Annotated in this window: 1 protein-coding gene and 1 pseudogene; both read left to right on the forward strand. The window is 48.8% G+C overall.

Annotated elements, in window-relative coordinates; translation table 11 throughout:
* Positions 1-456: pseudogene (locus Q7P41_RS02120) on the forward strand (aminomethyl-transferring glycine dehydrogenase); the annotation flags it as partial.
* Between the two features lie 19 nt (positions 457-475).
* On the forward strand, positions 476-2,035 hold the full coding sequence (gene gcvPB / locus Q7P41_RS02125) for an aminomethyl-transferring glycine dehydrogenase subunit GcvPB (protein ID WP_303881768.1): 1,560 nt from the start codon (positions 476-478) through the stop codon (positions 2,033-2,035).
* Positions 2,036-2,111: the final 76 nt, after the last annotated feature.

Genomic DNA, 2,111 nt, shown 5'->3' on the forward strand with positions numbered 1-2,111 from the left:
GGCGAGTATGGCTTTGGAGAGGTCTTATACGAGAGGACGTCTTACGCATCTCGTGATAAGGCCAAAGATTTCTTGGGAACGATGGCTCAACTTCACGGCATCGTGGCGGGCGTATACATGGCTTTGATGGGTCCGCAGGGAATGAAGGAGTTGGGCGAAGGCTTGCTGCAGCGAGCTGTATATGCTGTCAGAAAACTGTCATCTGTTAAGGGAATCAAGGCTCCTTACTTTAATTCATACCATTTCAAGGAATTTACGGTGAATTTCGATGATACAGGAAAGACGGTCGCAGATATCAACAAGGCGTTGCTAGATCACAAAATATTTGGCGGAAAGGACCTATCTAAGGACTTCCCAGAGCTCGGACAAAGCGCTTTGTTCTGCATTACGGAGGTTCACAGCAAAAAAGACATCGATGAATTAACCGAAGCCCTGGCTTCTGTCTTGGGAAAGTAATTGAGGGAGGGGATAGATCATGACGAATGTAAGGTTAAGAAAATTTCATCAAGCTCATTGGGACGAGCCGATAATATTCGAGCTTTCCGTTCCGGGACGTAGAGGCCTCATCCCTCCGGCTCCAGAAGAAGAAATCAAAGAAGCAGCAGGCGATCCGAAAGGCTTGGTACCAGAGGAAATGCTTCGAAAAGAGCCCCCGGCATTGCCGGAGCTCGACCAAAAAAGGGTTTTAGCTCACTACATTCACCTCGCCCAAGAGACTTTAGGTGGAAACCTTTGTAACGACATAAGCCAAGGCACGTGCACGATGAAATATAACCCCAGGATCAACGAAGAATTGGCGGCGCATCCCGGCATAGCCTCACTTCATCCGTGGCAAGATGTGGATACCGCCCAGGGAATACTTGAAATATACTACAAATTTGAGGAGATATTGAAGGAAATCTCGGGGATGGACAAGTTCAGTTTGCATCCCCAGGGAGGAGCACATGCCGTTTATACAGCTGCGAGCATCATGAGGGCGTATCATCGCGATCGCGGCGAACTGGATAAGCGCAGGGAAATCATAAGTTCTGCTTTCACTCACCCCTGTGATCACGCAGCTCCTGCCACTGCTGGCTTTAGGCTGATAATACTGCCCCCCAGCGAAAACGGCTATCCATCGGTTGAGGCGGTAAAAGCTGCCGTATCGGAAAACACCGCCGGCATGTTCATAACAAACCCGGAGGATACCGGAATATACAACACGGAGATCGACCAATTTGTGAAGATAGTGCATGACGCGGGGGGGTTATGTTTTTACGATCAGGCCAACGCAAACGTACTCTTGGGTATCGCTAGGGCGCGAGAGGCCGGATTTGATATGTGCCACTTCAACATCCACAAAACCTTCGGTACGCCTCACGGATGCTCAGGGCCGGGACTTGGTGCGCTGGGCGTAAGGGATCACTTAGCAAAATATTTACCCATACCAACCGTTGAATACGATGGCACCAAATATTACCTCGACTTCGATAGACCCCACAGCGTAGGCAAAGTAAGACAATTCCAGGGACCTGCAGGCGTCCTTGTGCGTACTTACGCATGGGTAATGACCATAGGACAGGAATATCTTAAAGAGGTATCTGAGATATCCACGATAAACCATAACTATCTACAAAAGAAACTGCAGGAACAGATCCCCGAAATAGAAGTACCTTACGCACCCGGCAGGAGGCGCCTTGAAGAGGCTCGTTACTGTTGGCAGAAATTGCTGGAGGCCACGGGCGTAAGTACGACGGATATCTTGAGGCGAGTGGGAGATTTCGGATTGCAGCATTACTGGACGAGCCATCATCCCTGGGTAGTTCCGGAACCTATGACATTAGAACCCTGTGAGAGCTATGGCAAGGAGGATTTGGACGAATACGTGGCAGTTTTAAAACATATTCGCGATGAAGCCTATTCTGATCCGGAAATTGTAAAAAATGCTCCCCACAAATGTGCGTCCCACAAGCTAGCCGATGAAACGGCTTTAGATGACCCGAAGCGCTGGGCAACTACATGGAGGGCCTATGTAAAGAAGAAAGGTCGAGCCTAAAGTTAGTAGGACGAAGTAGCGTAGATAAAAACATAATGGTGGCAAAGCCTCTAAAGAAACATGACTACGTAATAGG

The sequence above is a fragment of the Acetomicrobium mobile genome (assembly GCF_937920065.1).